Source organism: Xanthobacter sp. AM11, from assembly GCF_047444035.1.
In the GTDB taxonomy this organism is placed as follows: domain Bacteria; phylum Pseudomonadota; class Alphaproteobacteria; order Rhizobiales; family Xanthobacteraceae; genus Xanthobacter.
Genome location: NZ_JBLAOA010000001.1, coordinates 736724 through 748870, shown reverse-complemented (window position 1 = coordinate 748870; position 12147 = coordinate 736724). Strand labels below are relative to the sequence as shown.

General features: G+C 70.2%; 11 protein-coding genes. 3 read left to right on the top strand and 8 right to left on the bottom strand.

Translation table 11 applies throughout. The annotated features are described in order from the left end of the window. Positions 1–8: 8 nt before the first annotated feature. The 5 genes from ACI7BZ_RS03575 to ACI7BZ_RS03555 form a co-directional block, all read right to left on the bottom strand. Positions 9–1466, bottom strand: a complete 1458-nt coding sequence (locus ACI7BZ_RS03575; RefSeq protein WP_414115823.1) for a nickel-dependent hydrogenase large subunit — start codon at positions 1464–1466, stop codon at positions 9–11. Beyond that, positions 1463–2470 carry an NADH-quinone oxidoreductase subunit B family protein gene (locus ACI7BZ_RS03570; protein ID WP_414115822.1) on the bottom strand — a complete coding sequence of 336 codons (1008 nt, stop codon included), beginning with the start codon at positions 2468–2470 and terminating at the stop codon, positions 1463–1465. The genes ACI7BZ_RS03575 and ACI7BZ_RS03570 overlap by 4 nt, the downstream gene beginning before the upstream one ends. Next, complete coding sequence (locus ACI7BZ_RS03565; RefSeq protein WP_414115821.1) at positions 2467–3855, bottom strand: sensor histidine kinase; 1389 nt, start codon at positions 3853–3855, stop codon at positions 2467–2469. Before ACI7BZ_RS03565 ends, ACI7BZ_RS03570 begins: the two co-directional genes overlap by 4 nt. A 98-nt stretch (positions 3856–3953) precedes the next feature. Further along, complete coding sequence (locus ACI7BZ_RS03560; RefSeq protein ID WP_414115820.1) at positions 3954–4898, bottom strand: hypothetical protein; 945 nt, start codon at positions 4896–4898, stop codon at positions 3954–3956. Positions 4899–5017: 119 nt separating this feature from the next. Then, on the bottom strand, positions 5018–5686 hold the full coding sequence (locus ACI7BZ_RS03555; protein WP_414115819.1) for an alpha-ketoglutarate-dependent dioxygenase AlkB family protein: 669 nt from the start codon (positions 5684–5686) through the stop codon (positions 5018–5020). Between the two features lie 188 nt (positions 5687–5874). Here ACI7BZ_RS03555 and ACI7BZ_RS03550 point away from each other — a divergent pair, with 188 nt between their 5' ends. After that, positions 5875–6255: a VOC family protein gene (locus ACI7BZ_RS03550; RefSeq protein ID WP_414115818.1), complete on the top strand. Its 381-nt coding sequence runs from the start codon at positions 5875–5877 to the stop codon at positions 6253–6255. A 25-nt stretch (positions 6256–6280) separates the two neighbouring features. On the opposite strand, the gene pncA is transcribed toward ACI7BZ_RS03550, so the two are convergent. After that, positions 6281–6943 carry a bifunctional nicotinamidase/pyrazinamidase gene (pncA, locus tag ACI7BZ_RS03545; RefSeq protein WP_414115817.1) on the bottom strand — a complete coding sequence of 221 codons (663 nt, stop codon included), beginning with the start codon at positions 6941–6943 and terminating at the stop codon, positions 6281–6283. A gap of 217 nt (positions 6944–7160) precedes the next feature. Here pncA and dnaK point away from each other — a divergent pair, with 217 nt between their 5' ends. Further along, complete coding sequence (gene dnaK / locus ACI7BZ_RS03540) at positions 7161–9056, top strand: molecular chaperone DnaK (protein WP_414115816.1); 1896 nt, start codon at positions 7161–7163, stop codon at positions 9054–9056. A gap of 287 nt (positions 9057–9343) precedes the next feature. Continuing rightward, complete coding sequence (gene dnaJ, locus ACI7BZ_RS03535) at positions 9344–10480, top strand: molecular chaperone DnaJ (RefSeq protein WP_414115815.1); 1137 nt, start codon at positions 9344–9346, stop codon at positions 10478–10480. Positions 10481–10513: 33 nt separating this feature from the next. On the opposite strand, the gene ACI7BZ_RS03530 is transcribed toward dnaJ, so the two are convergent. Both ACI7BZ_RS03530 and ACI7BZ_RS03525 read right to left on the bottom strand, forming a co-directional pair. Further along, complete coding sequence (locus tag ACI7BZ_RS03530; RefSeq protein WP_414115814.1) at positions 10514–11059, bottom strand: hypothetical protein; 546 nt, start codon at positions 11057–11059, stop codon at positions 10514–10516. A gap of 77 nt (positions 11060–11136) precedes the next feature. Beyond that, positions 11137–12117 (bottom strand): NAD-dependent epimerase/dehydratase family protein, encoded by a 981-nt coding sequence (locus ACI7BZ_RS03525; RefSeq protein WP_414115813.1) that lies wholly within the window; start codon positions 12115–12117, stop codon positions 11137–11139. Positions 12118–12147: the final 30 nt, after the last annotated feature.

The window sequence follows — 12147 nt, the reverse complement described above, 5'->3', positions numbered from 1 at the left end:
GGTGCCGCTCAATGCACCGTGCAGACCATGCACGGATCGAACGAGCGCACGATGTGCTGCACGCTCACCGGCGTGGCCTCCCCCTGCCGCACCGGCGCGCCCACCAGCGCGGCTTCCAGCGGGCCGGGCTGGCCGGCCGCGTCGCGGGGGGAGAAGTTCCAGGTGGTGGGCGCGATGATCTGGTAGCGGGCGATGCGGCCCTTCTCCACCACCATCCAGTGGCCGAGCGCGCCGCGGGCCGCCTCGGTCAGCCCGAAGGCGCGGCCGGAGTGGGGCACGGCGCCCTGCGCGCACCAGGGGGCGCCGGGCTCCAGCTCGCGCACCCAGCCTTCCATGGCGATGAGGGTGCGGGCCGTCTCCACCAGCCGGCCGACCACGCGCGAGCGCACATTGGCCCCCTCCCGCGCGGCGAGGTCGCGGGCCAAAGGATGGCCGGCCACCACCTGCCGGGCGAAGGCGCCGGTCTCGAAGGCCAGCCCCGCAAGGCGCGGCGCCTTGCACCAGGTGTAGCCGGCGGTGTCGGCGGCGTCGGGATAGGTCGAGCCCTCGAACGGGGCATGGGGCGCGTCGCGGCCCTCCATGCGGGCGAAGCTGTGGTCCTCGGTGATGGCGGCGGGGTCCACCGGGCCGCGATCACCCCCGGCGAAGGTGCCTGCGCCATAGAGCCGGCCGTCGGCGAGGGGATAGGCGCCATAGGAGAGAAAGCGGTCATGGGCGCGGCCGAGGGCCGAAAGGTCGAGGTCGGCGGCGATTTCGAGGAACAGGCGGAAGTCGCCGTCCGGTCCGGCCCGCCGCCAGGCCTCCAGCGCCGCCCGGTCGGAAAGCTCCGCCACCTGTTCCAGCGGCGCGCCGTAGAGGCGTTCCTCCAGCTCCGCCCGCACCGCGCCAAGGGTGGCCAGCAGCCGCACCTTGTCCCGCTGGTCCGCGCCCTTCGCCACTCCGCCGGGCTGGAGCGCCAGGGTGTGCGGCCAGCGCCCGGCCAGCAGGCCGAGCACGTGGAGCAGGCTCGCGCGGGTGGCGAGGCCGCGGCGCACGCTCTCCCCCTGCGCCGCCTTGAAGCGCCGCGCCGCCGCTGCGAACCAGGGCCGGTCCTCATAGATGGCCCGGGCGAAGTCCGGCATGAAGAACACGTGGAAATGGGTGAGGTGGTCGGCCACATTCTCGGTGGCGAGGATGAGGTTGGTGGCGACACGGCCGTTGTCGGTGGGCGCGATGCCTTCCAGGGCGGCCAGTGCCAGTGCGGCGGCATGGGACTGGGACACCGAGCAGATGCCGCAGATGCGCGGGGCGATCACCAGCGCGTCGCGCGGGTCGCGCCCCTCCAGGATGCGTTCGAAGCCGCGGAACAGGGGCGAGGAGACGAAGGCGGCCGTCACCGCGCCGTCGGCCACGTCGAGGCGCACCTCAAGGTCGCCTTCCACCCGGTTGAACGGGCCGACGACAAGCCGCTTCGCGTCCGCGCTCATCTTTTCCTGATGTCCCGGACGGCGGGCGGCGTCACCACGTGGTCGGCGGTGGCGTTGCGCCTCAGGCGCTCGGGGGTGGCGGCCTTGGCCAGCGAGGACAGGGCGATGAACCAGGCCTTGGGCATGTCGGTGGGCAGGCCCACGGGAATGCCGCCGATCTTCGGGGTGTCGAGGAAGGCGTGGCCCGGCTCCTCGAATTCCGGCGCGGTGCAATTGATGCAGGCGTGGCCGCCGCGGGTGCAGGAGCCCTCGCCGTTCCACAGCCGGGTGTTGCAATCCGCATGGGCCTGGGTGCCGAGGCAGCCGAGGTGCTCCATCATGCAGCCGAGGTCGCTCATCTTCTCGGCGCTGGCCTTGTACTCGTAATATTCATTGCGCGGGCAGCCGTGGTGCACCAGATGGTCGGCGTAGAAGCGCGGCCGGGCGTAGATGTCGAGGTCGTCGGCATGGATCAGCCCGGAGGCCAGCAGCATCAGCGTTTCCGTCACCCAGTTGGGGTGGGTGGGGCAGCCGGCCACGTTGATCACCGGCAGGCCGGAGCGGGAGCGGAAGGCGGCGCCCAGCGCCCCCCCGGGCCGGCGCCCGTCATATTGCAGGCCGCAGGCGTCCGCCGGGTTGACGCCCGCCGCCGTGACCCCGCCATAGGCGGCGCAGGTGCCCACGGCCACTACATTCTGCGCCATGGCGGCGAGGCGGCGGACCCAATCGATGGTGGGCGTATCGGTGCCGGCCAGCACGTGGAACCGGCCGGTGCCCCCCGGCCCCCGCAGCAGGGCGCCCTCGACGCACAGGGCGTCGAGCCGGATGGAGCCGTCCAGCACCGCCTCGAACACGGCGAGCGCCTCGGCCCCGGTCTCCTCCGACAGGGTCGGGTGCCATAGAATGCGGATGCCGGCGCTGGAGAGGGTGGCGGACAGGTCCGGCGCCTCGGCGCAGAGCAGCGACATGGTGCAGCCGCCGCAGCCGCCCGACTGCAGCCAGAGCAGGGTGAAGGGCGCGCTCATGGGCGTGGCTCCGCCCGGGCCGAAGGCAGGACGAGGCGGACCACGGCGCCGCCGCCGGGGCGGTTCGCCGCCTCCAGCCGGCCGTCATGCTCCTCGGCGATGCGGTAGCAGATGGACAGGCCGAGCCCGGTGCCCTTGCCCACGGGCTTGGTGGTGAAGAAGGGGTCGAAGATGCGCCCCATGATATCCTGCGCGATCCCCGGGCCGGTGTCGCACACCTCCACCACCACCCGCTCGCCCTCGGGCGAGGGCACATGGGCGCCGGTGATTTCGAGCTGCCGTTCCGGCCGGCCTTCCATGGCGTCCACCGCGTTCTGCACCAGGTTCATCATCACCTGATGGATGTGGCCGGGATGGCCGATGGTTTCCAGCCCGTCCGGCAGATCCACGCGGATGGTGAGGTCCGGCATCTGCGATTTCGCCACCCAGTCCACCGCCGAGCGGGCGACGCCGGCCATGTCGAACACCTCGCGCGCCTCGCGCCGGTCGGACGAGAAGCGGCGCAGGTCCGCCACGATGTCGCGCACCCGCTCCGCGCCTTCCAGCATGCCCGAGAGGGCGGCGGGAATGTCGGTCAGCGCGCGGTCGATGCGCAGGTCCGCGCGCGCCGCCGCCAGGGCGGGGCCGTCGGCGCCCCCGTGCACGGCATCGAGATAGGCGATGAGCCGGTCCACATAGCGCTTCAGGGCATGGGCGTTGCCGTAGACGAAGGAGATGGGATTGTTCAGCTCGTGCGCCACCCCCGCCACCAGCCGGCCGAGGGAGGCCATCTTCTCCGCATGGACCAGCTGCTGCTGGGTGCGCTTGAGGTGCTCGTGGGCCTTGGCGAGGGCGCCGTAGGCTGCACGCAGCTCGCCGATGGGCCGGCCCACCAGCACGATGCCGGCCGCCCGCCCGCGCGGATCGAAGCGCAGCGCCCCGTTCACCGCCACCGCATGGGGGCCGTCCGGCGTGGCGAGGGTGAATTCCTGGTCCACGATGCGCTGGCGCCGCGCCATGGTGGCGAGCACGTCGGCGGCGCTGGTGGGGGAGGCGGGGTCGATGAGGTCGCCCAAAGCGCGGTCCACCAGCGCCTCCGCCCCCTGGCCGAACGCCCGTTCGGCGGCGAGGTTGACCTGCTCCACCCGCCCGTTGAGATCGCAGGCGATGAGCACGTCGGTCATGGAGCCGAGCAGGCCGGCGATGAAGCCCTGGGCCTCTTCCAGCGCGGCGTTCTTGGCCTCCAGCTCCACCTGCTGGCGGACGAGTTCCGCATAGGTCTCGTCCATCTTGCGGATGACCGCGATCCACGCATGGTCCGCATCCACCGCGCCGAGATCCGCCCCCGTCGCCGTCAGGGCCAGCGGGGCATCGGCGAGAAAGTCGGTGCCCTCGGGGGCGGGCATGGGCGGTCCTTAACGGGTGTCGGGGGCACAGGTTAATCCCGCCCGTCGGCCCGGCGCAAATGCGCGGCGCCGGGTCGCTGCCCACCGGCTGCGGAAGGTCAGCGCGGCTCCACGCCGTCGCGCAGGGCGCGCATCCGGCCGTAGAGGTCCGGGAAGGCGTCGAGCCGGCACACCCCCACCATGCGGATGTAGGCGTTGGGCCCGAAGCGGATCCACTGCGCCACCTTGATGGGGGTACCGTCGCGCGCGTCCACGCCGGTGGCCATCACCTCGAAGCCGGCCTGGCCGGAAATGCGCTGGGGTTCGGCCCGTTCCAGCCGCAGGTCCTTGATCCCCGGCAGGCCGGCCAAAGCGCGGATGGAGAATTGCCGGCGCTCGTCGTCGCGCGGTGCGCCGCCGCCCACGGTGACCACGAACAGCGGCTGCTCGGTGCCCTCGATCACGTCCTTGGGCCCCTCGGTGAGGAACAGGGTGGTGCCGGCCAGGGCGCGCACCGGCCGGAAGCCGGCCAGGTCGGTGACCACGAAGGGCAGGGCGCCCACCTGGTCGGTGAGGGGGCGGATGACGAGGGTGGCGAAGGCGGCCTTCACCGCCGCTTCTGGATAGGCGGCGCTCTCGCTCTCCGGCACCTGGAGGGTGATGAGGGCGGTCAGCGCCGCATTGCCCGCCAGCAGCACCCATTTGCGCAGCTTCACCAGGCCGGCGGTCTGGGTGCCTTCCATGAGCACCGCCTTGGCGCCCTCAAGGGGGAAGGGCTCGCGCCGGTCCAAAGTGATGCCCTTGGCGGCCAGGGCGGGGGTGGCGAAGCCCGCGTCGATCTGCTCGAACGCCTCCGGCGGCATGTCCACGATGAGGAGCGACGCGTTGTGGGCGCGATCCTCGAAACCGGAAAAGGTCTGGCTCTCCACCATGCCGGGCGGCGGTACGAGGCCCACCGCGGAGCCGCGCGGAAAGATGGGGTCCGCGGCCATGGCCCCGGTGGCGGCGAGCCACGGCAAGGCGATTGCGGCGACGAGGAGGACAGCGGACAGCAGGCGACGCATGAAGGGCTCCGGCGCGAGGAAAGGTCGGTTGGCGGGGCCTCCGCTCCCCGGCTTCGGACCGAATGGCATGTTTCCGGCGACATTCGGGCTTTTCTGTGGGGTGGCCGGGGTCGAACCCGTCAGGCGGCGGTGACGCGGCGCAGGGTGAGATTGATGCGGCCGCCTTCCGGCAGCAGGGTGGAGGTTCCGCCAAGGATGCGGTCCACCCCATGGAAGGCGAGGCGGCTCGGCCCGGACAGCAGGAAGATGTCGCCCGATGCCAGCTTCAGGGAGCGCGTCGCCCCCCGCCGGTCGTCGCTGCCGATGCGGAACAAGGCGGTGTCGCCGAGGGAGACGGAGAGCACGGGGGCGGTGAGGTCGGCCTCGTCCCGGTCCTGATGGAGGCTCATGCGGGCATCGGCGGCATAGACGTTGACGAGGCAGGCTTCCGGCGGGACGGGGCAGGCCGCGTAGGTCGCCCACAGCGCCATGAGAGCCGGGGGAATCGGCGGCCAGGGCAGGCGGGTGTCCGGGTGGAAGGGTTGGTAACGGTATCCAGATGTATCGGAAACCCAGCCCAGCGGGCCGCAATTGCTCATCCGCACCGAAAATGGCCGTGCCGTGCGCGGCATGGTGGGGACGAAGAGCGGCGCTGCCGCAATCACCGCGCGGATATCGGCCAGCAGGGCCGCCTGCGCCGCCCGGTCCAGCGCCTCCCGGTACCACAGGGCGCCGGGCGCCACTTCCAGCGGCGCCACCCCGAGGGGCGCGGCCGGCGCGGGCGGGACAGGGCTTGCGGGCACGGGCATAGGGTTTGCTCCCGGTGGGACCCGGCGGAAAAGGCCTTTCCGCCCTTGGTGCCTGCATCGCCGGCGGGATCAGGGCCGACCATAGGGGGCGCGGGCGGCTTTGGCCAATCCCCAGCGGGTGGAGGCATGGCCGGGCGGGGCGGCATCGGGCATAGTGCGGCCGCCCAAAAAAGGAGGCAGGAGACGCCATGGCCCCGCACGGAAAGTTCTACTGGAACGAGCTCATGACCGACGACGTGGAACGGGCGATGGCCTTCTACGGCGCCACGCTGGGCTGGACCTTCAGCGACATGCCCATGGACGGCGGGCGCATCTATCATCTCGCCATGCAGGGCGACGAGCCGGTGGCCGGCCTCATGGACAAGACCGACATCGTGCCCCCGGCGGTGCCGCCGCACTGGTTCAGCTATATCAATGTGGATGACCTCGAAGCCCGGCTGAAGCTGCTGGAGGCCAATGGCGGGAGCATCCTGCGGCCGCCGTTCGAGATCGAAGGCGTCGGCCGCATCGCCATCGTCGCCGATCCCACCGGCGCCCCCATGGGCTGGATGACGGCCGTGGAGATGTGAAGGCCCCGGCCTGCCGGGAGCAACCTCAGCCGACGAGATCGGCGAGGCGCAGGCGCCTGACCCCGGCATCCGCCATCTGCGCGCCCGCCTGGGCGAGGGACCCGTCCACGTCCAGGGCCCGGCAGGCATCGTCCACCACATGGGTGGCGAAGCCGTGCCGGGCGGCGTCCACGGCCGACCAGGACACGCAGAAATCGAGGGCGAGCCCCGCCAGATAGACCGTATCTATGCCCCGCTCCCGCAAATAGCCGGACAGGCCGGTGGGGGTGGTGCGGTCCGCCTCGAAGAAAGCGGAATAGCTGTCGATGGCCCGGTGGTGGCCCTTGCGCACCACGAGCTGGGCGTGAGGTATCTGGAGGCCGGCGGAGAAGCCGGCGCCCGGCGTGCCCTGCACGCAGTGTTCCGGCCACAGGATCTGCGGCCCGTAAGGCAGGTCGATGCAGTCGAAGGGCGCGCGGCCGGAATGGCTGGTGGCGAAGGAGACATGGCCGGCGGGGTGCCAGTCCTGTGTCAGCACCACATTGCGGAAGGCCGCGGCGAGCCGGTTGGCGAGCGGCACCACCTCATGCCCGCCGGGCACGGCGAGGGCGCCGCCGGGCAGGAAATCCACCTGCAGGTCCACGATGACCAGAGCGCTGCGCGCCTGCATGGCGTGGCCGGGCTCGCCGGCCGGTGTCCGGGCACTCATGCGGGGCCTCGCGCGGATGTGAAAAAGGGCCGCGCAGCCTGCTAGCACGCCTTGCGGCCCCAAGGCACCCCCCCTATATGCGCCTTCGATCGCCGTGTTTCGCGGCGAACCCCAATTCGATCAAAGGGGGCCGGCGGATCCGCCGCGGGAGGGGCTCGCGGTCATCCCCAGCGGGTGCCGCAAGGGCCCGGTCGGCCTGCCGGCAAGGAGAAACCATATGGCCAAGATCATCGGTATCGACCTCGGCACCACCAATTCCTGCGTTGCGGTGATGGAGGGGTCTGCCCCGAAAGTCATCGAGAATGCCGAAGGCGCGCGCACCACGCCTTCCATCGTCGCCTTCACGGAGGACGGCGAGCGTCTCGTCGGCCAGCCTGCCAAGCGGCAGAGCGTTACCAATCCCGAGCGCACCTTCTTCGCGGTGAAGCGCCTCATCGGCCGCCGCTACGACGATCCCACCGTCGAGAAGGACAAGAAGCTCGTCCCCTACCAGATCGTGCGCGCCGACAATGGCGACGCCTGGGTCGAGGCGGACGGCAAGAAATATTCTCCCTCGCAGATCTCCGCCTTCATCCTGCAGAAGATGAAGGAGACGGCCGAGTCGTTCCTGGGCGAGAAGGTGGAGAAGGCGGTCATCACCGTCCCCGCTTATTTCAACGACGCCCAGCGCCAGGCCACCAAGGACGCCGGCCGCATCGCCGGCCTTGAGGTGCTGCGCATCATCAACGAGCCCACCGCTGCGGCGCTCGCCTACGGCCTCGACAAGAAATCGGCCGGCACCATCGCGGTCTATGACCTCGGCGGCGGTACCTTCGACGTGTCGGTGCTGGAGATCGGCGACGGCGTGTTCGAGGTGAAGTCCACCAACGGCGACACCTTCCTCGGCGGCGAAGACTTCGACATGCGGCTCGTCTCCTATCTGGCGGACGAGTTCAAGAAGGAGCAGGGCATCGACCTGCGCAACGACAAGCTCGCCCTCCAGCGGCTGAAGGAAGCCGCCGAGAAGGCGAAGATCGAGCTGTCGTCCGCCACCCAGACCGAGATCAACCTGCCGTTCATCACGGCGGATGCCTCGGGTCCGAAGCACCTCACCATGAAGCTCACCCGCGCCAAGTTCGAGGCGCTGGTGGACGACCTCATCCAGCGCACCATGGAGCCCTGCCGGCTCGCGCTGAAGGATGCCGGCCTCACCGCCGGGCAGATCGACGAGGTGGTCCTCGTCGGCGGCATGACCCGCATGCCCAAGGTGCAGGAGATGGTGAAGCAGTTCTTCGGCAAGGAGCCCCACAAGGGCGTCAACCCGGACGAGGTGGTCGCCATCGGCGCCGCCATCCAGGCGGGCGTGCTCCAGGGCGACGTGAAGGACGTGCTGCTGCTCGACGTGACCCCGCTCTCCCTGGGCATCGAGACCCTGGGCGGCGTGTTCACCCGCCTCATCGACCGCAACACCACCATCCCCACCAAGAAGAGCCAGGTGTTCTCCACGGCGGAAGATGGCCAGACCGCGGTGACCATCCGCGTGTTCCAGGGTGAGCGCGAGATGGCGGCGGACAACAAGATCCTCGGCCAGTTCGACCTCATGGGCATCCCGCCCGCGCCCCGCGGCGTGCCGCAGGTGGAGGTGACCTTCGACATCGACGCCAACGGCATCGTGCAGGTCTCCGCCAAGGACAAGGGCACCGGCAAGGAGCAGCAGATCCGCATCCAGGCCTCGGGCGGCCTGAATGACGCCGACATCGAGAAGATGGTGAAGGACGCCGAGGCCCACGCGGCCGAGGACAAGAAGCGCAAGGCTCTGGCGGAAGCCAAGAACCACGCGGAAGCCCTCATTCACTCCACCGAGAAGGCCGTCGCCGAGCATGGCGACAAGGTCGGCGCGGCGGAGAAGGGGGCGATCGAGGCGGCTCTGGCCGATCTCAAGTCCACGCTGGAAGCGGGTGACGCCGAGGCCATCACGGCCAAGACCAACGCCCTCGCCCAGGCCTCCCTCAAGCTCGGCGAGGCCATGTATGCCTCCCAACAGGGCGGCGACGAGGCCGGCGCCAAGCCGAAGGACGACGTGGTGGATGCCGAGTTCACCGAGGTGGACGACGACAAGAAGAAGTCGGCCTGACGAAATGCCGGCGGGCCCTGGCGCCCGCCGGACTGCTTCGTCTGCGAGAGCAGATGAGGCAGTATTGCCTTCGGATGTTTCCATCCGTCATGCCCGGGCTCGTCCCGGGCATCCACGTCGGGCCGCCGGAGCGTTCGCTGGCGCACACAGGGCGACGCATGTTCCCAGGCCCGATGCGTGGATGGCCGGCAGGAGGCCGGCCATGACGATCAGCAAGACGCGCTGACGAGCCCTCCGTGGTTTCGGGGGCTTGGGCGTGAGCCGATTGCGGCGGGTGAAGATTGAGCATGGCCAAGCGCGATTATTACGAAACCCTCGGCTGCGACCGCGGCGCCGACGAGACGGTGCTGAAGGCTTCCTACCGCAAGCTCGCCATGAAGTGGCATCCCGACCGCAACCAGGGCAATGGCGAAGCGGAGGTGATGTTCAAGGAGGTCAACGAGGCCTACGAGGTCCTCAAAGACCCCCAGAAGCGCGCCGCCTACGACCGCTTCGGCCATGCCGCCTTCGAGAATGGCGGGGCGGGCGGCCCCGGCTTCGGCAACGATTTTGCGTCCTCCTTCGCCGACATCTTCGATGATTTGTTCGGCGGCACCATGGGGCGCGGCCGTGGCGGCGGCGGGCAGCAGCGCGGGCGCGGGGCGGACCTGCGCTACAATATGGAAATCACGCTGGAGGAGGCCTTCACCGGCAAGACCGCCCAGATCAAGATTCCCACCTCGGTCAGCTGCGAGGCCTGCAACGGCTCCGGCGCCAAGCCCGGCACCAGCCCCAAGACCTGCCGCACCTGCGGCGGCGCCGGCAAGATCCGCCATGCCCAGGGCTTCTTCACTTTGGAGCGCACCTGCCCCGCCTGCCAGGGCCGCGGCTCGGTCATTGAGGACCCGTGCGGCGCCTGCGGCGGCGCCGGCCGGGTGATGCGCGAGCGCACCCTCTCCGTGCAGATTCCCCCCGGCGTGGAGGATGGCACCCGCATCCGCCTCGGCGGCGAAGGGGAAGCCGGCGTGCGCGGCGGCCCGGCGGGCGACCTCTACATCTTCCTCTCCATCGAGCCCCATCCCTTCTTCCAGCGGGAGGGTGCGGACCTTTATTGCCGCGCGCCCATCTCCATGGTCACGGCGGCCCTGGGCGGCACGGTGGAGGTGCCCACCATCGACGGCGACAAGACCAAAGTGAAGATCCCGGAAGGCACCCAGTCGCAGAAGCGCTTCCGCCTCTCCGGCAAGGGCATGCCCATCCTGCGCGCGCGCAACCATGGCGACATGTATGTGCAGGTGGTGGTGGAGACGCCGCAGAAGCTCACCAAGCGGCAGCGCGAGCTGCTGGCCGAATTCGACAAGGAAAGCTCCGGCGAGACCCACCCGGAATCCGCCGGCTTCTTCTCCAAGGTGAAGGAGTTCTTCGCCGGCGGTGAGGGAGCATAAGGCGCGAGCCGCTCACTTATTGTGGCGGCGGTCTCAGCGCGGTGGCCCCCGGATGGAGGCGACGGCCTGCGGCTGTCGGCGCGCATCTTCGACGATCATGACCGTCACGACGTAGGCCTTGCCCGCCACATGGCCGAAATAGCTCCGCGACAGGGAGGCGTTGCCCTGGGATTTATGCTCTTCCGGTCCGGGCGCGCGGCGGAATGACTTTCCATCGCTGTTCAGCCCGGCCTCGATCCGGCCGAACACCGCATCCGGGTCGGCGGGACGCAGGGAGTTGACCATGCACCACGTGGCCGGGCCCTGCAGGATGAAGACAGGCACGGCACCGGCGGTCATGAAGCCGATGGGGTCCTTCATCATCGCGCCGAACCGCGCCACCATAAGCGGCGGCGCAGGGGAGAGCTTCGCCGCCTGCGCATAGGGCTTGATGGAGGTTTCGGTGAGGGCCGCAGGCAGGCAGCCCTTCAGGAACAGGTCGAAGAACGCGCCGTTCGCCGTCGTCCCCTGGCCCGGAGCGGGGGTGGCGGCCACCAGCATGGCGCAGAGGGTCACCATTGCCGCAAGCCGTGCCCTCATGCGCCCCCTCCATCTCTGGCCCCGAGCATGCCGGCGACGATGCCGACGGTAAACGGTTCTGCCCTTCCGGGCGCTGTTCATTCCCTGCCGGAGGCGGTGGCCATGCAGCGGGCGATGCCCTCCTTATAGGGCGTCTTGCCCACCGGCCCGAGGCGCGCCGCCAGCGCCGTGTCGTCGAAGATCACCGGGTCGGTGAGCAGGTAATGCATCTCCACCAACTCCCGCATGACGGGATCGAACAGCCCGGCAAGGCGCAGCATGGTCTTGCCCGCCACCATCAGCTTCGGTTCCCGGCCCATGAGCGCGAACGCCTGCCGTGCCGCCTCCCGCACCGTGATGGTACCGGCGCCGCCGAGATTGTAGGCGCGGCCGAACGTGTCCTCCCGCACCACCAGCGCCCGCACCACCGGCCCCACGTCCGGCACGAAGACGAATTCGTGCGGGCGGTCGATGGGGCCGATCACCTTGGCGCGGCGCCCGGCGGCCGCGGCGGCGAAGATGTCGGCGAGGAAGCTGCGCTCCACCCCCGGGCCGTAGAAATCGGGCAGGCGCAGGATCGCGCCTTGCAGCGCCCCGGCCGCATCGGCCGCCATCAGGATATCCTCCTGCTCCTTGCGCATGCGCCCCTTGAAGGTATGCGGGTGGCGCGGATGGGCCTCGTCCACCCGTGCCGTCTGCGGGTGGCCGAAGGGGTAGGCGGTGCCGATGAGCAGCAGCCGCCGCACCCCTTCCGCCGCCGCGGCCTCCACCGTGCGGCGCATGAGGAGGGGGTGAAGATGGAAGGAATCATAGGGCACACCCACCATGTGGATGAGGGTGTCCATGCCCCGCACGGCGGCGCGGATGCTGGCGGGGTCTTCGGGGTTCCAGATGCGCCGGGCGGCCAGTGGCTCCGCGCCGAAGGCGGCCCGGAGCCCGCTTTCTGAGCGTCCGACCACCGCAAAGGGGATGCCCGCGCTGCCGAGGGCCGCGGCGATGCTGGCGCCGATGGGGCCGGTGGCGCCGAGAAGGGCGATGCGGGGGGCGGTTGAGGCTTGCGAAAGGGCGGCGGGCGACATTAGATGAACTCCTGAACAACGTTCACTGAA

What these genes read in the sequence shown, in the direction of transcription:
- ACI7BZ_RS03530 (WP_414115814.1), bottom strand. Translation starts at nt 11,059, where the DNA reads ATGAGGGCACGGCTTGCGGCAATGGTGACCCTCTGCGCCATGCTGGTG.
- pncA (WP_414115817.1), bottom strand. Translation starts at nt 6,943, where the DNA reads ATGAGTGCCCGGACACCGGCCGGCGAGCCCGGCCACGCCATGCAGGCG.
- ACI7BZ_RS03560 (WP_414115820.1), bottom strand. Translation starts at nt 4,898, where the DNA reads ATGCGTCGCCTGCTGTCCGCTGTCCTCCTCGTCGCCGCAATCGCCTTG.
- ACI7BZ_RS03525 (WP_414115813.1), bottom strand. Translation starts at nt 12,117, where the DNA reads ATGTCGCCCGCCGCCCTTTCGCAAGCCTCAACCGCCCCCCGCATCGCC.
- ACI7BZ_RS03555 (WP_414115819.1), bottom strand. Translation starts at nt 5,686, where the DNA reads ATGCCCGTGCCCGCAAGCCCTGTCCCGCCCGCGCCGGCCGCGCCCCTC.
- ACI7BZ_RS03570 (WP_414115822.1), bottom strand. Translation starts at nt 2,470, where the DNA reads ATGAGCGCGCCCTTCACCCTGCTCTGGCTGCAGTCGGGCGGCTGCGGC.
- dnaJ (WP_414115815.1), top strand. Translation starts at nt 9,344, where the DNA reads ATGGCCAAGCGCGATTATTACGAAACCCTCGGCTGCGACCGCGGCGCC.
- ACI7BZ_RS03550 (WP_414115818.1), top strand. Translation starts at nt 5,875, where the DNA reads ATGGCCCCGCACGGAAAGTTCTACTGGAACGAGCTCATGACCGACGAC.
- dnaK (WP_414115816.1), top strand. Translation starts at nt 7,161, where the DNA reads ATGGCCAAGATCATCGGTATCGACCTCGGCACCACCAATTCCTGCGTT.
- ACI7BZ_RS03565 (WP_414115821.1), bottom strand. Translation starts at nt 3,855, where the DNA reads ATGCCCGCCCCCGAGGGCACCGACTTTCTCGCCGATGCCCCGCTGGCC.
- ACI7BZ_RS03575 (WP_414115823.1), bottom strand. Translation starts at nt 1,466, where the DNA reads ATGAGCGCGGACGCGAAGCGGCTTGTCGTCGGCCCGTTCAACCGGGTG.